Below are 22,499 nucleotides of genomic sequence, written 5' to 3'. Positions count from 1 at the left end.
GGCACAGGATCAGAATTTGCTTCTTTAGCTTCACTTATCCCCACAGCTCCTTTCCGATGAAATAAATAATGGAGCAATGTTTGTAAGCGTAAACCGCATAAACCGAGTGAGCAACCGTAAGCACAAGGCATATACCTATAACCAGCAGCATGACCTTTGTAAATGTACGTGTATTCATAACTCATTCCTCACATGTATGCAACAGCCATATAAAGCATCACAGCAAAAGCAATCACTACCGCCGCCAAAACACCTACAATCACAGAAGATATTATCAGCAGATTTTTTCTCTTATTTACCTCTTCTGTATCGAAACTGCACGGTTCTTTTTTGTTTTTCATTTCAGCGAGGTTGTAAAGCCCGCTTCCGCCGATTATCGCTATATCTATCATTTTAAACCTCCGTAAAGCGGAAACAGTTTTAAAAATTCTTTTACTCTTTCCGCTTCAGCAAACAGTTTTGCGTCGTCTTCGTGATTATTGACGGCTTCGTCTATAAAAGCGGCGATTTTTATCATATCCGCCTCTTTCATGCCGCGCGTCGTTACGGCAGGCGTGCCGAGCCTTATGCCGCTGGTTATCATAGGCTTTTGCGGATCGTAAGGAATAGTGTTTTTGTTGCAGGTTATGCCGGCTTTGTCCAAAGCCGCTTCGGCCTGTTTGCCCGTAATGTTTTTGCTTCTTAAATCAACGCTGAAAACATGGCAGTCCGTACCGCCGGCAACTATGCGGTAGCCCAAATTTTTAAGCGCTTGGCAAAGAGCCTGCGCGTTTAATTTTACCTGATGCTGATAGGCTTTAAATTCCGGTTTTAAAGCCTCCCCGAAGCATACGGCTTTGGCCGCGATAATGTGCATTAAAGGGCCGCCTTGCGTGCCGGGGAAAACGGTTGAGTTAACTTTCTTAAGATATTTTTCTTTGCACAAAATCAAACCGCCGCGCGGGCCGCGCAAAGTTTTGTGGGTGGTCGTCGTAACCAAATCCGCATAAGGCACCGGCGAAGGATATTCCCCCGCCGCGACGAGGCCGGCGTAATGGGCTATATCGCAAACCAAATACGCGCCGACGGAATCGGCGATTTTTCTTAAATAGGCCCAGTCAAAAATGCGGGAATAATTGGAAGCCCCCGCCATAATAAGCTTAGGCTTGGTTTCAAGCGCGGTTTTGGCGGCTTCGTCATAATCAATTTCTTCCGTGTCTTTGCGGACGTTCATTTCCACGATTTTAAAATATTTGCCGCTGAAGTTAAGGGGATGCCCGTGCGTCAAATGGCCGCCGTGGGAAAGATTCAAACCCAATACCGTGTCGCCCGGTTCTATAAGCGAAAGATAAGCCGCTATATTCGCCTGAGTTCCGCTGTGGGGCTGCACGTTGGCGCCTTCCGCCTTAAAAAGTTCTTTGGCTCTTTCTATCGCCAAAGTTTCTATTTTATCCACATATTCGCAGCCGCCGTAATACCTTCTGGACGGATACCCCTCCGCATATTTGTTGGTTAAAACGGAACCCTGCGCCTGCATTACCGCGGGCGATGCGAAATTTTCAGACGCGATAAGCTCTATCCTGCTTTGCTGGCGGGAAAATTCTTCCATTATCGCGTTATAGACGGAAGGATCTTCTTTTTTGACAGCTTCGTACATAAAACCTCCAAAAATTTTATAAGTTTCCTAAGATTATTTAATATAATTATATATAAGAAATTATAGCATAGGAGTGTGAGAAAAAAATGGAAAAAAAGACGCAAAAAAGTTTCCTCAAAGAAACCATAAAACATATAGACATCAAAAAACACAATGTAGTTAAGTTGGTTGACGATATGGCCGATATGGCGTATACCTCCAGGGATTTAAACCGCGCCGCGACTATTTACGACAAAATGCTCAAAGACAAAAACTGCTGCATTTTCGTTTGCATCGCGGGTTCGCTCATTTCCGCCGGCCTTAAGAAAATGATTGTTGATATGATTGATAACAATATGGTTGACGCCATAATTTCAAACGGCGCGAACATCGTAGATCAGGACTTTTTTGAAGCTTTGGGTTACAAACACTATAAAGGCGACCAGCACTATGCCGACGATAACCTCCTGCGCGATTTGCACATCGACAGAATTTATGACACCTACATCAACGAAGACGAACTTAAAGTTTGCGACGAAACCGTAAAAATCATCGCCGACGGCCTTGAACCCAGGCCTTATTCCTCAAGAGAATTTATTTACGAAATGGGCAAATGGCTTGATAAAAACAAAAAAGGCAAAGACAGCGTTATTTATCACGCTTACAAAAAAGGCGTGCCTATATTCGTACCGGCTTTCTCCGACTGCTCCGCCGGATTCGGCTTTGTGGCCCATCAGACGGAACACCCGGAAGCTCATGTTTCCTTGGACAGCGCAAAAGACTTTTTGGAACTTACCAAAATCAAAATCAACTCCAAAGACAGCGGCCTTTTAATGTTCGCCGGCGGCGTACCGAAGAACTTTGTGCAGGATACAGTAGTTGCGGCCGAAATACTCGGCGCGGATACGCCCATGCATAAATACGCCGTACAAATCACCGTAGCGGACGAAAGGGACGGCGCGCTTTCCGGCTCCACCCTTAAAGAAGCTTCCAGCTGGGGCAAGGTTTCAACCTCCCTCGAGCAGATGGTTTACAGCGAAGTAACCCTCGCCGCTCCGTTGATAGTCGGTTACGGCTACCATAAGAAAAACTGGAAAAACAGAAAAGCCAAAAACTACGCGAAATTCTTGCAAGACGAAGACAAAAAAAATGCGGCTCTTAAAAAGAAAAAATGCTGCACCTGCAAAAAATAAAACGTATGAAGAAATTAATTCTCAGCTTAGTTTTGCTCACCTGCCCGATAGCTTTCAGCTTCGGGCAGTTGAGCGTTTCGGGCGTTACCGGCAACAATGATTATTCAGCCGTAAGGGCAAGTTATAATCTTTCCATGCCGCTGACGCCGCTGTCCATAACGCCGAAGTTCGCCATGTACGAACAGGACGGTATGGACACCATGTATCAATACGGCATAGGCGCAAATATGCACGTACCTTTTTACGATTTGCTTGAAGTAGGCGCAGAGGCCGCTTACACCCCCAAAGCAAACGACTATTCAAACTACCTATGGGACGTACACGCCGCACTTAACATACAGAATCTGCTCTTCAGGCTTTTGCCGCTGGACGAACTTAAAGCGGGGCTGGGGTACAAAACGATTTACCATACCTTCCATGCAACCGATACCGATGTAACGGAACAGGATATTTATATGTTCCTTTACCAAAAAACCGGCGGATTGGATACAAGGATAACCTTCACGAAAGCTTTGGATTTTTCGGGCGACAAAACCGGCACTCCGCTTTGGCTTGACGTACCCGGCTTTACCGCGGTATACCAAGGCTATCTTGATTATTCCTTAAGCGTGGACGCGGGTTATACTTATAAGTTCATCCGCCCTTACGCCGGTTATACTTTTATCAAGACTGACAATGCGCCTTCTTCCGACGACGCAAGGCTCGGCTTGATACTCAGCGTGGCGATGATAAACTTTAACGCTTCCGTGGAATGGTTTAACTTTACCCAAAACACCGCGGACAGGCAGACTTTCTTCTCATTCACGGCGGGTGTTTCAATATGATGAGAACGGCGGAACAGAACAAAATCCTCTCGCTGACAGTGCTTATACAGCGCATTATAGTGTCTTTGGCTTTTGCTTTCTTGGCGGCGGGGGAGACCCTGCACCTTAACGCATTTGTGCAAAACGGCATAGATATAGGCCTGCCTTATTCCAGAGTTTTATGCACCGCGGCGGTAATAATAACTTTTATTTCCGCAGCCGGGATACTGCTGGGCCTTTTCTTCCGTACTCTAAGCGCGGCGGCGGCGGTTATTACTTTATTTTCCGGGTTTTTCTTTTTCGCCGGAAGTTTTAACAAAGTAAATATAGTGGGAACCTTGTTCGCTTTGGCCCTTTTGGCCGGCTTCATAATTTGCGGGCCGGGCAGATACAGCTTAGACTGCCGCCTGAGAAAAAAGAAAGAGAAAGAAAATAAAAGAATTTTGTTCCGCTAAAATATACCCCCGGCAAAACCGGGGGTTTTTATTTGCCGTTTGCGCCCGGGCTCTTTACTTATTATTTTTTCAGCTTATCCTTATATTTGGAGGCATTATGAAGAAAATAGTTTTAATACGCCACGGGCAAAGCGAATACAATCTTAAAAATCTTTTTACCGGGTGGTATGACTGCCCTTTAAGCGAAAACGGTTTTAAAGAAGCTAAAAAAGCCGGCAAACTGCTTAAAGAAGCCGGATTTTTATTTGACGCGGCTTATACTTCCGTACTTAAAAGAGCCATAGACACCCTTAACGTTATTTTAAACGAGCTGGGGCAGGACTGGGTGCCGGTTGAAAAAACTTGGCGTCTGAACGAAAAGCATTACGGAGCCTTACAGGGGCTTAACAAAAAACAAACCGCGGAAAAATACGGAGAGGAAAAAGTGCTGCTTTGGCGAAGAGGTTTTGACGTACGCCCCGCACCTTTGGACAAAGATGACGACCGCTCCCCTTACCGCGATCGACGTTACGACGATATCCCAAGGCAATATCTGCCTTTGACGGAATCTTTAAAAGACGCGGTGGAAAGATGTCTGCCGTACTGGCAGGAGGTTATATTTCCTTCGCTTAAAAATAAAAATCAAATATTGGTCGCTGCGCACGGCAACAGCCTTAGGGGAATAATAAAGTATCTTAAGAATATATCCGATAAAGATATCGCTTCTTTCAATTTGCCTACGGCCGTACCTTATGTTTTTGAGTTTGACGAAGATCTAAATTGCGTCAAAGATTATTTCTTAGGCGACCCTGAAGAAATAAAAGAACTTATGCGCCAAGTGGCCGAACAGGGCAAAGCCTCTTAAAGTATATACTGAAACAGGGCCTAAAGGCTTATATAGGTCTTTCGGCCCTTGTTTGGCGGCTTATATTTATATAACTTATAAATATGAGAACATTATTATTTTTTATTATCGCTATCCTAACACTATACCCCCCCTCCGTATTTTTGTATGCGGCTCCTCACGCTTTGGAAGATGAGGTCAATCCTAAAAGGCCTTTTGTCATTGATATTTTGGTGCGGAAAGAACCGCTGAAATATTATTTTGAGGATTGCTCTCACCCGTATGCGGCGCAAATAGCAAAAAGCTACCGGGCGTGGTTTAGCAACGCTAAATCTTACTTGCGCAGAGAAACAGACCCTTCTGTTGAATACTATAAAGAAATTATAGATTTCGCCACCGGCGAGGAAGCTTATATTTGCACGGATGAAAAAGACGCGGACATAAAATTTTATGTAAAAAACGGCGGAGAATATCTCAACTACGGGCCGCGCAACTCTCAAGGAGTTTTTACTTATCAAAACGGCAAAATGATAATAGCCGTAAGAACTGATGCGATGACCGAAAGAGATGGTTTTAACACGCTGACTCATGAAATAGGGCACTCTCTCAGAATGCAGGATTTATATGAAGGCCAGTTTTATTCTTCCTCGGGCAAATACGGCTCCGGCACGAAAGATTCTATAATGAAAAATTCCCGCTATTTGACTTGTGATGACGCCGACGCAATATTAAATGCTTTATATCTTACAAAAAAACTAACAGGCGCAAACCCTCCCGATTTGCTATTTGATTCTTTTTGCAACTATTTGGAGAGTCCGAAAATAACTTATAAAAACGCCATGGTTTTAAACAGAGCTCCGCTCGTCATAGACTATAAAGGGAGCAGAACCGTTTATACTTATTGCAAAGAAGGAGCACCGCATAAAATTATAAAAATAAATCCCAACAATTATGACAAGCTTTATGAAGAAATCCAAACCCCGGCGGAATGCAAACATACTCCCTTACAAGAGGAAAAACTAAACCTCAATGGTAAAGACAGTTACGCCGTCGCCGATTTTAAAACGGGGAAAATATTGTCTTTAAACGCTCCGTCCCCATTAAAAGGAAATAATATTTTTATGGCTTTGCCGGAATCCGGCGGGCTCGCTTTACAAGTCAGCACCGACGGGAAAGTGCCGGGCTATATAAAAATAACGGATAAAAATAATACAGTCATATATATTATGGCCTATTTAGAGGAAGGATATAACTTCGTTTATGACGCCTATCTTGAAGGGAAACACAACTATTATCCGGCGATGTTCATCTATAACAGAGAAAATCCTTCAAAAACTTACGTTTACGGCCCGAAAGAAAAACGCGGCCCCAGCTGCGAGGGGGAACCTCAGGAATGCGAAAAAATGGCTGAACTCCTCAATAAAACATTGCCTTTGGTAAGAGGCGATTCCGAAATGGTATTGCCGTACTTCGGAGGATTTGGGGCGTATTCCGCAAAGCAGCACATCCAAAATGCTAAAAGCTGGGAAAATTATTTATTAAAGAACTTCCCGCCTATGTCGGTAATCGGCAAAAAACTAAAAGCGGAACTTAATTTCCCGGTTAAACAGCTTAATCCAAGCGATATTAAAATAAAACTGCCGATAAAATAGTTTTTCTCGCATACAAAAACGCCCCTTTTAAAAGGGGCGTTTATTTTTGTTCCGCAAAAACTTTATTTGGCCATTATAAACGGCATATCGCCGGCCATATAATGCGGCATTACGCCGTTCCATTTTTCAATGGCTTTAAGCTGTGCTTCAACCTGTCTGAGCTTAATCAAATCCGGCGTTACGGCCTGGCGCTGAAGTTTTAAAGATTCCGCTTCCGCCTTGGCTTTTAAAACCTGCTGTTCGGCTTCTTTTTTAACTTTTTCCACCAAGTTCGTGGCGCGTTTGGCTTCCTGCTCGGCGATTTGTTTTTCTTCAACGGCTTTTAAAAATTGGGAAGAAAAATCAAAATCAACTATAGCTATATCAGATACTATAACCTGCTTTTGGCCCATCTTTTCCTTAAGGACGGAGTCAAGCTCTTTGGCGACTTCCACCCTGTTGGAAATCAAGCTTTCGGCCGAATATTTGGCCACAATGGCTTTTATCCACTCTTCCGCCATAGGCGCAAGAACCGTATTGACGTAATCTATACCCAAATTTCTGTAAATGGAAATTACGGTATCGGGCTGGATTCTGTGGTTTATCGCCAGGCCGACTTTGACCGTCTGCAAATCCTTAGAAAAAGCTTCCGTGGAAACAATATCCTTTTTTATGCGTATGGAAAATTTTTCTATTCTGTCCACGAAAGGGATTTTAAGGTGGAGGCCCTCTTCGTAAGAGCCTACGACTTTCCCGAAGCGCAGCTTTATGGCCGAAGTGCCCGCAGACACGGTGAAATAAGAATCAAACGCTATAAAAGCCAATAAGACTATGACAACCGCGGCAATAATAACTCCGCCGCCGATTTTATTGTAATTCATTCCTTTCATCCATCCTCCTTTTGTTTAATTAATTATATAAAAATAGCTCGCCGTCTTTTTTGTAATTCTTCATTGAAGCGGAAAACTCATAACCGCCGTAAGAAAAACTCAGAGCCCCTTTTTGAGCCGCGTTTTCACCCCTGCCGGAACCGTACCAAGGATCTTCCGCTTTTACTCCGCAATAATATCCGCCCGGCTCGGCTTGGCGTATGCGCGCGCCGGAAGCTTCAATCAGCTTTTTGCTTTCCCCTGAAAACGGCGCGGCGGGAACATAAATATCTTTTATTTTGATTCCGCCCAAATCTTTTAAAGCGTAAGCCGCGCTTTTGTAAGCAGATGCGATAAAAAGGCAGTCTATGCTTTTTGAACCGGCGGCCAGCGTCGCCGCTTTTATTATTTTGCCCTCAACGCCCGCGCCGATTACGATAATTTTATTTTTCTCCTTTACGAATAAAGCACGGCTGTAACGGCCTTCAAGAACGGCGGAAAAATCCTTTTTAATAAAAATCCCTCCCAGTAAAAAACAAAAAGACAGCCCTAAACTCAATCCCAGAAAAAGTTTTTTATTTTTAAACAGAGGAAAATTAAACAAAGCAAACAACGCCGAATAATAAGACGCGATAAAACCGAAGTTCCACGCGCTTATCTCAATCCCGGCAAGCGGAGTGGACGCAAAAGCTTCCACCAGGAAATTGAAAACGTAAAGCAGAATCTTCATGATAAAAAGCACAAACTCGAAAGGAAAAGAAAAAGGCAAAAAGCGAAGCGGCCAAAGCAAAAAAGCCCCGCCCATAAGAACGCCGCTTAAAGGCACTAAAAATATATTGGAAATTATCGCCGCAAACGATATTCTGTTAAAATAATTCGCAAACACCGGCACAAGCGCAAGCTGCGCGCTTAAAGAAACGAAAAACAACCCCGCCGCCCAAGCCGCCGTTTTTGGCAGACGCGAAACAAAATTAAAATTGCAAACGAAATAAATTATCGCCAAAGTGGCCAAAAAAGACATTTGAAACCCGGCGTCGAAAACGCTTTGCGGATTAAACAACAAAATAATGAAAGCCGCCGTCAAAAAGCCCTGTAAGACTCCGCTTTTGCGCCCAAGCAAAAGCCCGCAGGTGGCGCACAGCGTCATAATATACGCCCTTATCAAAGGCGCGTCCGCACCTGCTATCAGAGTATAAAACAAAGCGCAGGCAAGCGCGGCGGCAGCGGGCAAATATCTGCCCATAAAGAACAAAGAACACAAAAAATAAATAATCAAAGTTACAAAACCGACATTCCCGCCGGAAGCCACCAGCAGATGTATTGCGCCGCTGTCTTGAAATGCGGAGTAAAGGCCTTTGTCCATATCGCCCTTTTCGCCGATTGAAACACCGCTTAAAACCGCGGCGGAATCGGCGGGGAGATTATCCTCAAACACTTTAAGCATACTCGCCCGCGTTTTTGAAAGAGCGCGCCAAAATAAAGAACCGCTTTTAACGGTAATTGGTTTTGAAATTTCCGTTTGGCTGAAAATATGTCTGCGGGCCAAATATTCGCGCCAGTTGAAAGAACCGTAATTTTCTGCGGAAAAGACGGGTTCCAAAATTCCTTTCGCCGTTAATTCGTCCCCGCGGGCAAGGTTCTGACACAAAGAGCATTGTACGTAACTTTTTCCGCTGACCGCTTTGCCCGCCACGGAAAGGACCTCCGCCGTAAAAAACAGGCCCGTTTTGCGTTTGGACGGATAAGAGATTACCTTTAAAACAATTTCCTGCGGGAACGGTTTTACAAAAAAAGAAGCGTCTTCCGTTTTAGGTTTCGGAACGGGAAGAAACAAAGCCAAACACAAAGCATAGATTACTAAAATTAAGAAAAGAGGCCTTTTATAGAAATCGGACGTCATCAGATTTTAGTGCGGCCCTTTAAAGAGTGGGAAAGAGTCATTTCGTCGATATAATCAATATGCCCGCCCAGCGGCATCCCGTAGCCTATGCGCGTTATTTTGCCGACCAGCCCGCGCAAAACGTCGGCAATATAAAGGGAGGTGCTTTCCCCCTCAGTATCGGGGTTGGTGGCTATGATTACTTCCCTTATTTCCCGTTCGGAATTTTGCACGCGCTCTACAAGTTCCTTTATTTTTAAATCATCCGCGCCGCGTCCGTCCAAAGGGGAAATGGAACCGTGCAAGACATGGTAAAGGCCGTTGTAACTGCCGGTTTTTTCTATGGCTTCTATATCTTTTGGTTCTTCAACAACGCATAAAAGGCCGTCGTCGCGGGTATCATCTGAGCAAATTTCGCACAAACCGCCCTCGCTGTAAGAAAAACAAATAGGGCAATAATGTACATTGGCCCTCATTTTTAAAAGGGCTTCGGTAAATTCCGCCACTTCGCTTTCGGGCGCTCTTAAAAAATGCAGAGCAAAACGTTCCGCTTGACGCGGGCCCACGCCTTGCAATCTCCTAAAGCATTTTATAAGTCGGTCTAAGCTCTTCATAAGTTTCAGCCTACTATATGGCCGTCAAAAATATCTAAAATCTCCAGCGTTTTGGGGCCGGCGTCTTTGGTTCCTTCGGCGGAAGGCGCGTCATTTTGCGCATATGCGCTGAAATCCCCCTGCACAAAAGGCTCTTCCGAACTGATTGCGGGTTTGCTCTTATCTGGGGCCGCCGCAGGACGCGGGGAAGAATATTTAGGCGCAAAGGCCGACGTGGCCGGAGTTCTTGTTGAAGAAAAAGCATCTTCTTTCGGCACGCCGCCGGCTATTTTGAAGTTAAATTTAATTCTTTGCCCGCAAACTTTTAAAGCCGCTTTTTCCAAATCGGCTATGCGGCGCTGTAAGGTGTCCTTAAAAAATCCATCTTTTGGCTTAAAGGTAAATTCCCACTCGTCTTTGGCGGGAAAGGATACCGACGCGGATAAGACGCCCTCGTAAAGGAAAGGATAATTTTTATCAAGTTCCTGCTTAAAAGACGGCCACACTTCCATAGCGGAAGAAAAACTTATATTGTTTGCTTGGGGCTCGGCGGTGCGTTCTTGAACTTTTTGCTCCGCGCAAGGGCTTGCGGCAAAAGGCGAAGCCGAAAAGGAAGGTGCGGCTGTTTCCGTTTTAGCCGCCGGCCTTAAAATTTTAGCCGCTTCCGGCATGGCCGGGGCGTCGGCTTTAAACATTTCCTTTTTTATTTCTTCAAAGCTTTTTACGGCTGGCTTAGGCGCAGATTGAACAGCCTCCGTACGGACTGGCTGATTATTCAGGCTTTTTTTTTCCGCCGAAGGCACGGACAAAGAAGAAACGGAAGAATGTTCCAAAGCTTCCAAGCGCGAGATCAGCCCGTCAATATCAATGCTGTTTTGCATAATAGTAAACAGGCCGACTTCCGCCGCCAACGCGGGCGTATCGGAAAATTTAACTTCATCAGTCAGTTTGGAAATTTTGCGCGTTAAGGCCGCAATATGGCCGGGAGTACATTCCGCCAGAATTTCTTTTGCGCCGGGGTAAGGCTCTTTGCCGGAATTAAGGGAAAGGTAAAAAATCTCCCCGAAAGCGTTTTTTAAATCTTTAAGAAGGCTTAAAGAATCAAAACCCTCGTTCTTCACTTTTTCAAAAACGCCGTGCAGGCGCGCGCCGTCTTTGCGGATTACAGCCTCGACGGAATCTTTTACCAATTCCTGCGGCAATATGCCGAGCATTTGGGAAACCAAAGCCTTATCCACTTTGCCGTTGGAAAAGGAGATGGCTCTGTCAAAAATCGTAAGGGCGTCCCTCAAAGCCCCGCCCGCGCTTTTTGCGATGACGGCGGCGGCTTCTTCTTCCAAATCAATATTTTCCGCGCCGGCCAAATCCAAAAGGTGGGAGGTTATTTCCTCTTCCGTTATGGGTTTAAAGCGGAAAGTCTGACAGCGGGAGGAAATGGTTAAAGGCACTTTGTGAAGTTCCGTAGTCGCCAAAATAAATACGACGTGGGCGGGCGGTTCCTCAATAGTTTTAAGCAAAGCGTTGAAAGAGGAAGTTGAAAGCATGTGGACTTCGTCCAAAATGAAAACTTTGTATCTGTCCCTGCCGGAAGCCAAAGCGACGGTATCTATAATGGCTTCGCGAACTCTTTCCACCTGAGTATTGCTGGCCGCGTCGAGTTCCAAAACGTCCATATCGCTTGAAGCGGCTATTTCCAAGCACTGCGGACATTTGCCGCAAGGGCTGGCCGTGGGCTTATTATTGCCGCCGCCGGTGCAGTTTAAAGCTTTTGCCAAAAGCCTGGCGGTTGTGGTTTTGCCGCATCCGCGCGGGCCGTAAAACAAATAGGCGTGCGCTATCCTGCCGGATTTAATCGCATTCATAAGCGTTTTTGAAACGCTTTCCTGCCCGACGACTTCCTCAAAAGTCTGCGGGCGGTACTTGTTGGCCAAGCTTACATAGGCCTTTTGGGCCGGAGAAGAAGAGTCCTCAAACATTTCCATAAGATTATGATAATAAATTAATAGCTTTAGCGCAAAAGGCCAAGGACATATAATTATGTTTTATGAACATAAGATAAAAACAATCATAAATTTAAGGCCCGGTCTTAAGCCGGGCCTTTTTAATATTGAAATCAGGGTTTATCAGGACTGCACATAGGCAGGATCTATAAGCCCCGGTATAAGCTGGGCTATACCCTGCACCACGAATTGCACCGCTATCGCGCAAAGTATCAAACCCATAGTCCTGGAAACTATCTGCATACCGTTGTTCTTAAGTATCCTGAAAAGCCATCTGGAAAGATATAAAACAAGCCCGATAAGCGCGCACGCCGCCGCCAAAGCAAATACCATACCTATCATCGTAAGGAAGTTATTTGGCTTTTGCGCATATAAAATAACCGTGGCTATTGCGCCGGGACCGGCAAAAATCGGCATGGCCAAAGGCACTATAAGGCTGCTTAAACGCTCGGTAGCCTGCTTAAACGCGCTTACGCTGGAAGCGTTGGTTTCAAGGCCTTCGTTTTCAAACTTGGGCTTGCCGTGAAGCATACGGAAGCCTATCGTCATAATCAATATTCCGCCCGCTATCCTGAAAGCCGGTATGCTTATGCCGAACAAGCTTAAAAAAGGCTGGCCTATAAAAAAGAAAAACGTACAAATTATAAAAATCGACAAAGCCAAAAGCTTGGCGATATTTTTCTGTACGTCCGTTGAATCTTGGTTTACGTGTTCAAGAAAGATTGGCACATTGCCGATAGGGTTTAAGATAGCCACTACAGCAATAAAGAAGTTTAATATTAAAGGAAAATCAATAGACATTTTTTTGCCTTTTATAAAAAATGGGCAGTACAGGGTTCGAACCTGTGACCTTCCGCGTGTGAGGCGGACGCGCTACCGCTGCGCCAACTGCCCGTGCTTACTTTAGAAGCTGTAAGTTCTTAATATATTTTACCATAAATATAAGCCGCGCGGTAGTTCCCTTTTTAAAAGCCGGCAAAACCCAGGGCACTTCCACGCGGCGGCGGTTATTTATATAATTATTATATGGGTATATTCAAGTTGCATTCCCCTTTTAAGCCTTCCGGCGATCAGCCTAAAGCGATAGAAAAACTCGCCGCGAATATTCAAAACGGCAAGACTAGGCAAACTTTGCTCGGCGTAACCGGCTCCGGCAAAACTTTTACTATGGCAAACGTCATAGAAAAACTGGAAAGGCCGGTACTGATAATGTCCCCAAACAAAGTTTTAGCCGCACAGCTTTACAGCGAGTTTAAGCAGTTCTTCCCGGAAAACGCCGTGGAATATTTTATTTCCTACTACGATTATTATCAGCCGGAAGCATATATACCGCAAACCGATTCTTATATAGAAAAAGACGCCGCCATAAATGACCATATAGAAAAACTGCGCCTTAAGGCGACAAACTCCCTCTTAAGCAGGAAAGATACCATAGTGGTGGCGTCGGTGTCCTCAATTTACAATATAGGTTCGCCGGAAAGCTTTCAGAAAATGAGAATACACCTTAAAACCGGGGAATTGCTGACAAGAACGGATTTTACGACTCATCTGATAAAAATACTTTACGAACGCAATGAAACGGAATTTGCGCCGGGGAACTTCCGCGTGCGCGGGCCTTTTATAGACGTGTTTCCGCCTTACTCCCAAAACGCTTTAAGGGTGAGGATAGAAGGCAGGAACATCGTCTCCATACAGGAAGTGCATCCGATTACCAATGACGTCGTGCATGAAATTGACGAAGTTTGGCTTTCGCCGGCGAAGCAGTTTGTATCGGAAGACGAAAAAATGGAAGAGGCTTTAAATTCCATAAAAAAAGAATGCGCCGACAGAGTAAAGTTTTTTGAAGACGCAGGGAAACTTGTGGAAGCCCAGCGCATAAAACAGCGCACCGCTTACGATATGGAAATGCTGGAGCAAACAGGCTTCTGCCCCGGGATAGAAAACTATTCCCGCCAGCTGGAGCTGCGCGCTCCGGGAAGCCGCCCCAACTGTCTGTTTGATTACTTCAGACGTTACGAAGATTTTATAGTTTTTATAGACGAATCGCACGTCGCCGTGCCGCAAATACGCGGTATGTACAACGGCGACAGAGCAAGAAAACAAATGTTAATTGATTTCGGCTTCCGCCTGCCGAGCGCGCTAGACAACAGGCCTTTAAAATTTGAAGAGTTTGAAAAGCTTTTGCCTTCGGCCATATTCGTTTCCGCCACGCCGGGGCCTTATGAACTTACCGTAAGCGGCAATAATATAGTTGAACAGATTATCCGCCCGACGGGGCTTGTCGATCCGCCGGTAAAAGTGCTGCCTGCGGAGGGGCAAATCAACGATTTGCTTTTAAGAATACAAGCCAAAACCGCAAAACGGCAGCGCAGCCTGGTGCTGGCTTTAACCAAAAAGACCGCGGAAGATTTATCCGCTTTCTTACTGGAAAAAGGCGTAAAAGCAAGATATTTGCACAGCGATATAGACTCATTGGAAAGGATAGAGATACTTAAGGATTTCTCCCGCGGAGTGTTTGACGTATTAGTCGGCATAAATCTTTTAAGAGAAGGCATAGACATCCCGCAGGTCGGGCTGGTAGCTATACTTGAGGCCGATAACGAAGGCTTCCTGCGAAACCAAACCACTTTGATACAGATAGCCGGGCGCGCGGCAAGAAACGTAGAAGGGGAAGTGCTGCTTTACGCACAGCGTCAGACGCCTTCCATGAAATACGCTTTAAACGAAATGGACCGCAGGCGCGCCATACAGCAGGCTTACAATAAAGAACACAATATCCTCCCCAAAACCATAGAAAAAGCCGAAGTGGAACTAAAGGAATTTGAACAGCAAAGCAAATCTTCCGGCATATCCATGATTCACACTTTAAGCGACGTTCTGCCGCAGGCAAAGAACCTGCCCGCACTTATAAAACAGACGGAAGAACAAATGCTGGAGGCGGCGGATAATCTTGATTTCGAACTGGCCGCGGAACTGCGCGACAGACTTTTTGAACTTAAAGACATGGCGGTAAAATCACCGAAAAAACGTAAACAAAAAAGGTAAAATTTGTATATGGATTTTAATTTCAGAATAAACAGAACCATAAATCTGGATCAGGCGTCTTCGACCCAAGACGTCGCCAAAGAAACGGCATCTCTTTTTAAAGAAGACGGCGTTTTAATAGTAGCAAAAACCCAAACCGCCGGCAGAGGCCGATTTGAAAGGCAGTGGGAATCAAAAGAGGGCGGACTGTATTTCAGTATAATTTTACGCCCCAACAAAAAGACCATGCCGCTTGAAGAATTAAGCGTAAAAGCGGGCCGCGCCGTGGCGCAGACGCTTAAAAACCTTTACGACGTAAAGACAAAAATAAAATTGCCCAACGACGTTTTGGCCCACGACGGCAAAGATTTTAAAAAAATATCCGGGATTTTAATAGAAACTTCCGCCGGCACCGACGGGCATTTGGACTGGATCGCCCTCGGTATAGGCATAGACACAAACAATACGCCTTCAAAGAATTTACCGGCCGTAAGCGTAAAACAAATTATCGGCAAACAGGTAAACAACGAAGAGCTGCTGCAGAAGTTTCTGCAAAACTTTGCAAAAGAATATATCAGTTGGAATATAGCTTAATTTTATAACCCGGCAATTAAAAAGACGCCTTCCGTTCAGGAAAGCGTCTTTTTTAAATCCATATAAAGGGCCGGATTTAAGCGTCGCCCATTATCTTTTTGACTTTCTCCAGCAAAACCGCGGTTCTGAAAGGTTTCAAGCAGAAGTCTTTGACTTGAGGATTGCCGGTAAACATCTTTTCGGATTCTTCCAGAGCAGATACTATCATGATTGACGCGCCCTGAAGTTCCTCATCGGCGGCCATGGCGGTGGCAATAGCTTTGCCGTCCTTGCCCGGGAGCATAACGTCCAACAAAACCAAATGAGGATGAGTCTTCCTGATTAAATCAAGCGCGTTGCGGCCGTTGTCGCAGAGATAAACTTCATATCCGCTGCGGCTCAAAATCATATTAAGAAGCTCAAGGATATCGCCTTCGTCTTCAACAATAACAATGCGTTTTTTAAGTTCCGCCATATTTCCCCCACAGTGTTAAATTTATATAATCTATTAAATAAATTATACTTTTTTTACAATCTTTTTTATGGATAAAAGTAATTTTCGGGCCGTAACTTGGCAAAGCCTTATTAAATTTGAAAAACAAAACGCTTTCTTCAAACCGAAAATCGGCGTTTTGGTCGGTCTTTCCGGCGGGGCGGATTCCGTAGCTTTGGCGCATTTCGTCAAACAGCTCAGCGTAAAAAAGCAGTTCTCTGTTTACGCGTGCCACGTGCACCACGGCCTAAGAGAAATGGCGGACCGCGACGCGGCCTTCGCCAAAAAAACCGCCAAAGAATTGGAAATACCTTTCATATTAAAAAAAGTAAACGTAAAAGCTTTGGCCAAAAAAGAAAATCTAAGCGTGGAGCACGCAGCCAGAAAAGCCAGGTACCAAGCTTTAAGCGAGGCGGCGGAAAAATGCGGATGTAAAAAAATAGCTTTGGCGCATCACTTGGACGACAACGCCGAAACTTTTTTGCTAAATGTACTGAGAGGAACCAAAGCCAAAGGCCTTTTGGGCATACCCGTAAAAAGAGCTTTGGGAAAACTGGAAATAATACGCCCGTTTATGTGTATTACTCGTGCGGAAGTGGACGCCTACGTCAAAGAGCATAAATTATCTTTTATCAACGACGAAACCAACTTTGAGCAAGTCTATACGCGCAATTGGGTGCGCGGAACTCTGCTGCCGCTTTTGGAAGAAAAACAACCGCAAATCCGCAGGCATATCAATGACATCGCCCAAGACTTATATAAATATATAAAGCCTTAGAATATCATCCAAAACAGCAGAAAGAAAAAGGCCCCGCACGCCGCAAATAAGCTTAATATTGCGGGAGCAAGCGATAAAATCAACGTGAAAAAAGTTCTTACTTTTGAAAGACCGTAGGCTTTGTTCATCATGTAAAGAATAAAGTAAATCTGCAAAAGCGCAACGATAAACAAAACAAGGAACTTAAAAACGGCGAGAACCGGCGCGGCGGCCTGCATAAGAGCGAAACTCACCAAAAGCGTAAGGCAAAACTGAGAAAGCCCTATAAGCGTAAAAAGCCCCAAAGCGCTGCCTTTGCCGGTGGAAATTTCCAGCAGCAAATGCGCGCTTGAAGCAACAAAAAAGCCGATGCACAAATCCACAAACAAAACCGCGAAGAAGCCGAAGGTAAAAGCGAAATTGCCCATACCGCCACCGCCCAGCGCCCACATTATCATAACACTTAAAGAGCCCGCCGCATATCCCAAAAGAGCCAAAGCCAAAGAACGCGATTTTATTATATCGTCGACGGCTTTGGAAGGTTCGGTTACAAAATCATAAAGAGCGTTTATAAAAGTCATACCGGCTCCTTAATAAGCCCAAAGATAGGAAACTTTCGGCGTAGTAAAATCTTCTATTTTTGAGGCCAAGCCCAATCTGCTTTCCATGGAAGCGCCGCCCATATAAAGCATTTCCATAAAATTATTCGGCCGCGGAGTAATAAGTTTTATGTCTTTAACACCGGTAAGTTCCGCAAGATGTTCCCGGGCGGTTTCTTCCCCGCCCAAGGCGTCGATAAGCCCTATTTCCTTGGCGCGCGCGCCGGTAAATACGCGGCCGTCGGCGTATATTGGCAGCATTTCCGCATTGACGTTAGGCCTGCCTTTTTGGACGGCCTGGAAAAATTGCTGATAGGTTTCGTTAATCATTTCCTGCAATAGGGCGACTTCCTCTTCCGTCATAGGGCGGTAGGCCGAACCGATGTCTTTATGCTTGCCGGATTTTACCGGCATCACTTTTATGCCGAGTTTGTCAAACAAACCCTCTACATTGTTGGCCTGCATTATTACGCCGATTGAACCCGTCATCGTGCCTGGCTGGGCGACTATCCTGTCCGCCGCCATGGCTATATAAAAACCGCCGCTGGCCGCAACATCCCTGAACAAAGCCACAACCGGCTTCTTTTTGGATTTAAAAAATAAAATTGCGTTGTAAATATCCTGTACGGAAGCCACCGTTCCGCCGGGGGAGTTGATATCCAGCAAAAGGGCTTTTACTTCTTTCTTATCGGCCAAATCCCTTATTTTCTTTGCTATTGAAGACGCGCTGTTCTGGCGGGACATAAAACCGCTTTCGCCGCTTTCCTGTATCACGCCGCGCACTTTCACTACGGCCGCGCCTTCCTCTTTTGAAAGTTTTTTAAGCAAAGAGGATGCTTCCGCGACATCATCCGCGACGGAGGCCTCGGCCTCTTTCTCCTTAGGCGCGGCGGACGGCGTTAAAGCCAAATAGAGCCCGCTGGCCATGGAAACCGTAAATACGACCGTAAGTAAAACGAGCCAAAATTTAACCCCGGAGATTTTCTTCTCCTCTTTGGAAGGGATATCTTCCAGCACCGGTTCTTTTACCGGGTTTTCATTGTTTTCTTGCATGAAAAACTCCTCTGAAAATCGTTATATCGTTTTAAAATAATTATATCAATAAAATGATACAATTTATTAAAACCAAAGCGGAGGCATTTATGTTTAAAGGAATTTACACCGCACTTATAACGCCTTTTAAAGATTCAAAGACGGATTTTGACGCGCTCGGCGTTTTGATTGACAGACAAATCAAAGCCGGCGCGGAAGGATTTGTGCTGCTTGGCACTACCGCGGAAACGCCCGCGCTATCCTTTGAAGAAAAGAAGGAAATTTTGGATTTTGCCTGTACTCATATCGGCAAGAGGGCCAAAATTATTATAGGCGCAGGGGCAAACAATACTCAGACTACTCTTAAAAACATTGAACTTGCTTCCCGCTATAACCCCGACGGCCTTTTGATAGTTACGCCTTATTACAATAAGCCGAACCTCAACGGGATGATAAAGCACTTTTCTTTGGCGGCAGAAGCCGGCAAACCTATTATTCTTTATCATATACCCGGCAGAACAGGGCAGAAATTGAGTCAGGATTTCTTGGCTAATCTGCTTGAAGCCGTACCGCAAATCAAAGCGATAAAAGAATCCGACTACGACATAAACCATATAACGCAAACCGCGGTAAAATTCGGCGCGGACAGGATTGACTATATTTGCGGCAACGACGATTTATGGCCCGTATTTTTGGGGCTGGGCTCGCGCTGCCTTATAACGGCCGCAGGCAATACCATGGCCCCGGCTATGGTAAAAATATATAAACTTTTTGAGCAAGGCCAAACAACGCAGGCTATGGACGTTTTCCGCAAAGCGTGGCCCGTAATTACAGGCAGTTTTATTGAAGTCAACCCGACCTGCCCCAAATACTTGCTTAACAAACTGGGTTTATGCTCCGCGGAAGTAAGGCTTCCGCTGGGTGAGCTTACCCAAAAGACTAAAGAAACTTTGGACGAGATATTTGAAACTTACCCTAAGGAATTTTTTATATGAGGAAAATTTCCGTATTAAAATTCGGCGGAAACACTTTAGCCAATAAAGAGAAAATACTGCTTGCGGTCAACCTTATCAAAAAAAGAGTTGAGCAAGGCGTTTTGCCGGTTGTGGTGGCTTCGGCCAACGGCAATATGACGGATATCCTTTTGGATAACGCCTATTCCTTAAGCAAAAATCCGCACAAGCGCGAACTTGATATGCTTATAACTACGGGCGAACGCATAAGCGTGGCTTTGCTTTCCATAGCTTTAAACGATATTAGCCTGCCGGCTGTTTCCCTGACGGGATCGCAAATAGGGCTTACTACTACTCCCGAACACGCCGGGGCCGATATTAAAGGCATTACCGGGGACAGGCTTCAAAAGGAACTTGATAAAGGGCACATACCGATAATAGCCGGCTTTCAGGGTATAGGCGAGAACAAAGAAATAACCACTTTAAAACGCGGCGGCAGCGACGTATCTGCCGTATTCATAGCCAGCCAGCTGGGCGCGGATCACGTGGAAATGATAAAAGACGTAGACGGGGTTTATACGAAAGACCCAAATAAAAACAAAGACGCTGAAAAACTTAACCTTATGGATTTTGACGTTATGTACAAACTTGCGCTGGAAGGCGCCAATGTTCTGCACCCCGACGCCATAAAATTGGCGAAGGAGAAGAACGTCGAGATAAGAATAATTTATTACAAAACAGGCGAAGTGGGGACGATTATAAAATGAAAAAGATTGCAGTTTTGGGCGCGGCGGGAAAAGTCGGCCAATTAATGTTAAAAGAACTGACGCGCATGAAAGCCAAAGCCGAAATAGAAGCTTACGGCAGAGATGAAAAACCTCTTTCCTGCGATATAGCGATTTTATGCACGGACGACCCGGTCAGCGCGGTTTTGGCCGAAGAACTTAAAGACAAAGCCGGGTTTATAATTGATATGTCCGCCAAGTTCAGAAATGCCCCTGCGGTGCCTTTGGTCATCCCGGAAATCAACGCCGACACTATCACCAAAGAAACCCGCCTTATAGCCAGCCCCAACTGCACCACGACGGGCCTTGTTATGGCTTTAAACCCTTTAAAAAAGAAATATACCCTTGAGGAAGTTTTCTTCTGTTCTTATCAGGCGATAAGCGGCGGCGGCAAGAAACTGATTGAAGATTTTAATACGGAGGGCTCTTTTTATCAGGCAAACTGCGTCCCTTTAATAGGATCTCTGCAGCCAAACGGTTTTACCTCGGAAGAAATGAAAGGCCTTAACGAAACCAGGAAAATCCTGCGTCTGCCTAACATAAAAGTGCGTCCGCACACCGTGCGCGTCCCTGTTATGGTAAGCCACAGCTTGGGCGTAACCCTTAAAGCGAAAGAAGATTTTGATATCTCCGGCATACAGGCTTTGTTCGCTTCCCAGCCGGGCGTAATATGCGACGGAAAAATCTATACGCCCAAAGAAGCCGAAGGAAAAGACGAAGTTTTCGTCAGCAGGATAAGAAGAGATTTCGAAGACAAAAACGTTCTGCACTTTTGGATTACTTTTGACAATCTTCTCAAAGGCGCCGCGCTTAACGGCAGGCAGATTGCGGAATATATTTTGGAGAATTTTTGATGATTGACGTGATAATAAACGGCGCAAAAGGCAAAATGGGCCGCCTGATAAAAACCGTTATAGAAACCGATTATAAAGAGCGGGCCCGCATAGTTCAGCTGCGCGATTTCGACACACAAGAACCCGCGCCGAAAGCGGATATAGTAATAGATTTTTCCCTGCCCGAAGGCGCAAAACAAGCCTATAAAACCGCCAAGCAAATACACGCCGCTTTTTTATGCGGAACGACAAACCTTGACGACAATTTTTTAGCAGAGCTTAAAGCGGAAAAAGAAATATCCGTATTTTATTCCGCAAATGTCAGCATAGGGGTATTCTTATTCGGAAAGCTTTTAAAACAAGCCGCGGAACTTTTTAAAGATTACATGCCTAAAATGCACGAGGCGCACCACGCGCAGAAGAAAGACGCTCCAAGCGGTACGGCCAAAGCTTTGGCCAAACTTATAAACTTCCCTCAGGAAGAAATCACCTTTGAACGCACCGGCACAGTTCCCGGTACGCATATATTAAACTTAGAATCAAAAAACGGCGACGAAATCATTTCCGTAACGCACAAAGCTTTGGACAGGCGGTTATTCGCCGAGTCCGCAGTTAAAATAGCTTTGTGGCTGCCGGGCAAAGAACCCGGATTTTACGATATGGCTTCGTTCACGGAGAATTTATTATGAAAATACATTTTGTAGGAATCGGCGGCATAGGAATGAGCGCGCTTGCACAGCTGCACGCAATGGCCGGCGATGAAGTTACGGGCTCTGACAGGCTTATCAACAAGGGTTTTACCGGCTTGCCGATATGGAAAGAACTTAAAAAACTGGGCGTAAGGATTTACCCGCAGGACGGAAGCGGTATAGCGGAAGACACAGACGCAGTTATTTTAACTTCAGCCATAGAACCCGACAATGTGGAAATACAGGCCGCTAAAAAATATTCCATTCCCATATTGCACCGCTCGGATTTGCTGGCGAAACACGTTAAAGAATCAAAAACCATAGCGATTTCCGGCACAAGCGGCAAAAGCACCACAACCGCAATGCTTTTTGAAATTTTAAGAAAAGCCGGAAAAGAACCTTCTTTAATTACCGGCGGGGTGCTGCTGTCCTTACAGCAGGAAGGATACTTCGGAAACGTTTATAAAGGCAAAAGCGATATACTCGTAATAGAAGCCGACGAATCGGACGGCACCTTGGTAAACTATCACCCAAAAATAGGCGTAATGCTGAACTTGGCAAAAGACCATAAAGAATTGGATATTCTTAAAGGATACTTCAAAAAATTCAGCATAAACTGCGACAAATTTATAATAAACGCCGAAGAAGAAAACCTAAAAGAAATCGGCGGAAAATGCAAAACCTTCGGCCTTAAAACCGGGGATTTGACCGCGGAAAATTTACAGCTGGACGGATTTGGGTCAAACTTTACCGTACAGGGGCAGAGCTTCCGCATAAATTTGCCGGGAGATCACTATGTCAAAGACGCGCTGGGCGCAATTTCAGCCGCCCTTGAACTTGGAGTAACGCTTGAGCAATGCTCCAAAGCTTTAGAAGAATTTAAAGGCGTTTACAGACGTT

The 22,499-nt window shown here is 45.2% G+C and carries 23 protein-coding genes and 1 tRNA gene; 13 read left to right on the top strand and 11 right to left on the bottom strand.

The window, feature by feature from the left end:
* Positions 1–188 precede the first annotated feature (188 nt).
* Complete coding sequence (locus ACQY26_RS05550; protein ID WP_428048154.1) at positions 189–392, bottom strand: hypothetical protein; 204 nt, start codon at positions 390–392, stop codon at positions 189–191.
* Positions 389–1,636: a serine hydroxymethyltransferase gene (glyA, locus tag ACQY26_RS05545; RefSeq protein WP_428048153.1), complete on the bottom strand. Its 1,248-nt coding sequence runs from the start codon at positions 1,634–1,636 to the stop codon at positions 389–391. The genes ACQY26_RS05550 and glyA overlap by 4 nt, the downstream gene beginning before the upstream one ends.
* Positions 1,637–1,722: 86 nt before the next feature.
* On the opposite strand from glyA, the gene ACQY26_RS05540 reads away from it, so the two are divergent.
* The 5 genes from ACQY26_RS05540 to ACQY26_RS05520 all read left to right on the top strand — a co-directional run bounded on the left by ACQY26_RS05540 (position 1,723) and on the right by ACQY26_RS05520 (position 6,541).
* A complete protein-coding gene (locus ACQY26_RS05540) occupies positions 1,723–2,808 on the top strand; it encodes a 1,9-bis(guanidino)-5-aza-nonane synthase (RefSeq protein ID WP_428048152.1) in 1,086 nt (361 codons plus the stop codon).
* 5 nt (positions 2,809–2,813) lie between these two features.
* Positions 2,814–3,632, top strand: a complete 819-nt coding sequence (locus tag ACQY26_RS05535) for a hypothetical protein (RefSeq protein WP_428048151.1) — start codon at positions 2,814–2,816, stop codon at positions 3,630–3,632.
* The gene (locus ACQY26_RS05530) at positions 3,629–4,066 is read left to right on the top strand and encodes a hypothetical protein (RefSeq protein WP_428048150.1); all 438 of its coding nucleotides are present in this window, start codon (positions 3,629–3,631) and stop codon (positions 4,064–4,066) included. The genes ACQY26_RS05535 and ACQY26_RS05530 overlap by 4 nt, the downstream gene beginning before the upstream one ends.
* Positions 4,067–4,163: 97 nt before the next feature.
* Positions 4,164–4,910: a 2,3-diphosphoglycerate-dependent phosphoglycerate mutase gene (gene gpmA, locus ACQY26_RS05525; protein WP_428048149.1), complete on the top strand. Its 747-nt coding sequence runs from the start codon at positions 4,164–4,166 to the stop codon at positions 4,908–4,910.
* Positions 4,911–4,993: 83 nt separating this feature from the next.
* A complete protein-coding gene (locus ACQY26_RS05520) occupies positions 4,994–6,541 on the top strand; it encodes a hypothetical protein (RefSeq protein ID WP_428048148.1) in 1,548 nt (515 codons plus the stop codon).
* Between the two features lie 62 nt (positions 6,542–6,603).
* On the opposite strand, the gene ACQY26_RS05515 is transcribed toward ACQY26_RS05520, so the two are convergent.
* The 6 genes from ACQY26_RS05515 to ACQY26_RS05490 all read right to left on the bottom strand — a co-directional run bounded on the left by ACQY26_RS05515 (position 6,604) and on the right by ACQY26_RS05490 (position 12,755).
* Complete coding sequence (locus tag ACQY26_RS05515; RefSeq protein ID WP_428048147.1) at positions 6,604–7,401, bottom strand: prohibitin family protein; 798 nt, start codon at positions 7,399–7,401, stop codon at positions 6,604–6,606.
* A 28-nt stretch (positions 7,402–7,429) separates the two neighbouring features.
* Positions 7,430–9,289: a ComEC/Rec2 family competence protein gene (locus ACQY26_RS05510; protein ID WP_428048146.1), complete on the bottom strand. Its 1,860-nt coding sequence runs from the start codon at positions 9,287–9,289 to the stop codon at positions 7,430–7,432.
* On the bottom strand, positions 9,289–9,882 hold the full coding sequence (gene recR, locus ACQY26_RS05505) for a recombination mediator RecR (RefSeq protein WP_428048145.1): 594 nt from the start codon (positions 9,880–9,882) through the stop codon (positions 9,289–9,291). The genes ACQY26_RS05510 and recR overlap by 1 nt, the downstream gene beginning before the upstream one ends.
* Before the next feature lie 5 nt (positions 9,883–9,887).
* The gene (dnaX, locus tag ACQY26_RS05500) at positions 9,888–11,843 is read right to left on the bottom strand and encodes a DNA polymerase III subunit gamma/tau (RefSeq protein WP_428048144.1); all 1,956 of its coding nucleotides are present in this window, start codon (positions 11,841–11,843) and stop codon (positions 9,888–9,890) included.
* Between the two features lie 141 nt (positions 11,844–11,984).
* Positions 11,985–12,662: a MarC family protein gene (locus ACQY26_RS05495; protein ID WP_428048143.1), complete on the bottom strand. Its 678-nt coding sequence runs from the start codon at positions 12,660–12,662 to the stop codon at positions 11,985–11,987.
* A 21-nt stretch (positions 12,663–12,683) separates the two neighbouring features.
* Positions 12,684–12,755: transfer RNA gene (locus tag ACQY26_RS05490), tRNA-Val, on the bottom strand.
* A gap of 132 nt (positions 12,756–12,887) precedes the next feature.
* Between ACQY26_RS05490 and uvrB the strand changes: the two genes are divergently transcribed.
* Positions 12,888–14,906: an excinuclease ABC subunit UvrB gene (gene uvrB / locus ACQY26_RS05485; RefSeq protein ID WP_428048142.1), complete on the top strand. Its 2,019-nt coding sequence runs from the start codon at positions 12,888–12,890 to the stop codon at positions 14,904–14,906.
* 9 nt (positions 14,907–14,915) lie between these two features.
* Positions 14,916–15,479: a biotin--[acetyl-CoA-carboxylase] ligase gene (locus tag ACQY26_RS05480; protein ID WP_428048141.1), complete on the top strand. Its 564-nt coding sequence runs from the start codon at positions 14,916–14,918 to the stop codon at positions 15,477–15,479.
* A 76-nt stretch (positions 15,480–15,555) separates the two neighbouring features.
* Here ACQY26_RS05480 and ACQY26_RS05475 read toward each other — a convergent pair whose 3' ends face one another.
* The gene (locus tag ACQY26_RS05475; RefSeq protein WP_428048140.1) at positions 15,556–15,933 is read right to left on the bottom strand and encodes a response regulator transcription factor; all 378 of its coding nucleotides are present in this window, start codon (positions 15,931–15,933) and stop codon (positions 15,556–15,558) included.
* Positions 15,934–16,000: 67 nt separating this feature from the next.
* Here ACQY26_RS05475 and tilS point away from each other — a divergent pair, with 67 nt between their 5' ends.
* The gene (gene tilS, locus ACQY26_RS05470) at positions 16,001–16,729 is read left to right on the top strand and encodes a tRNA lysidine(34) synthetase TilS (protein ID WP_428048139.1); all 729 of its coding nucleotides are present in this window, start codon (positions 16,001–16,003) and stop codon (positions 16,727–16,729) included.
* Here tilS and ACQY26_RS05465 read toward each other — a convergent pair.
* Both ACQY26_RS05465 and sppA read right to left on the bottom strand, forming a co-directional pair.
* Complete coding sequence (locus ACQY26_RS05465; protein ID WP_428048138.1) at positions 16,726–17,289, bottom strand: hypothetical protein; 564 nt, start codon at positions 17,287–17,289, stop codon at positions 16,726–16,728. The two genes, tilS and ACQY26_RS05465, sit on opposite strands and share 4 nt — an antisense overlap.
* Positions 17,290–17,298: 9 nt before the next feature.
* Entirely contained in the window at positions 17,299–18,360 is a 1,062-nt protein-coding gene (gene sppA / locus ACQY26_RS05460) for a signal peptide peptidase SppA (RefSeq protein ID WP_428048137.1), read from the bottom strand.
* Between the two features lie 89 nt (positions 18,361–18,449).
* Between sppA and dapA the strand changes: the two genes are divergently transcribed.
* The 5 genes from dapA to ACQY26_RS05435 all read left to right on the top strand — a co-directional run.
* Positions 18,450–19,334, top strand: coding sequence for a 4-hydroxy-tetrahydrodipicolinate synthase (gene dapA, locus ACQY26_RS05455; protein ID WP_428048136.1), 885 nt, complete (start codon positions 18,450–18,452; stop codon positions 19,332–19,334).
* Positions 19,331–20,059, top strand: coding sequence for a hypothetical protein (locus tag ACQY26_RS05450; RefSeq protein WP_428048135.1), 729 nt, complete (start codon positions 19,331–19,333; stop codon positions 20,057–20,059). The genes dapA and ACQY26_RS05450 overlap by 4 nt, the downstream gene beginning before the upstream one ends.
* Complete coding sequence (locus tag ACQY26_RS05445; RefSeq protein ID WP_428048134.1) at positions 20,056–20,931, top strand: aspartate-semialdehyde dehydrogenase; 876 nt, start codon at positions 20,056–20,058, stop codon at positions 20,929–20,931. The genes ACQY26_RS05450 and ACQY26_RS05445 overlap by 4 nt, the downstream gene beginning before the upstream one ends.
* Positions 20,931–21,599 carry a 4-hydroxy-tetrahydrodipicolinate reductase gene (locus ACQY26_RS05440; RefSeq protein WP_428048133.1) on the top strand — a complete coding sequence of 223 codons (669 nt, stop codon included), beginning with the start codon at positions 20,931–20,933 and terminating at the stop codon, positions 21,597–21,599. Before ACQY26_RS05445 ends, ACQY26_RS05440 begins: the two co-directional genes overlap by 1 nt.
* Positions 21,596–22,499: Mur ligase domain-containing protein (locus tag ACQY26_RS05435; RefSeq protein WP_428048132.1), on the top strand; the 904-nt coding region annotated here is incomplete at its 3' end. The genes ACQY26_RS05440 and ACQY26_RS05435, both read left to right, overlap by 4 nt.

Origin of the sequence: Candidatus Proelusimicrobium excrementi (assembly GCF_937881865.1) — a bacterium.
In the GTDB taxonomy this organism is placed as follows: domain Bacteria; phylum Elusimicrobiota; class Elusimicrobia; order Elusimicrobiales; family Elusimicrobiaceae; genus Proelusimicrobium; species Proelusimicrobium excrementi.
This window is presented reverse-complemented; position numbering and strand designations above follow the sequence as displayed.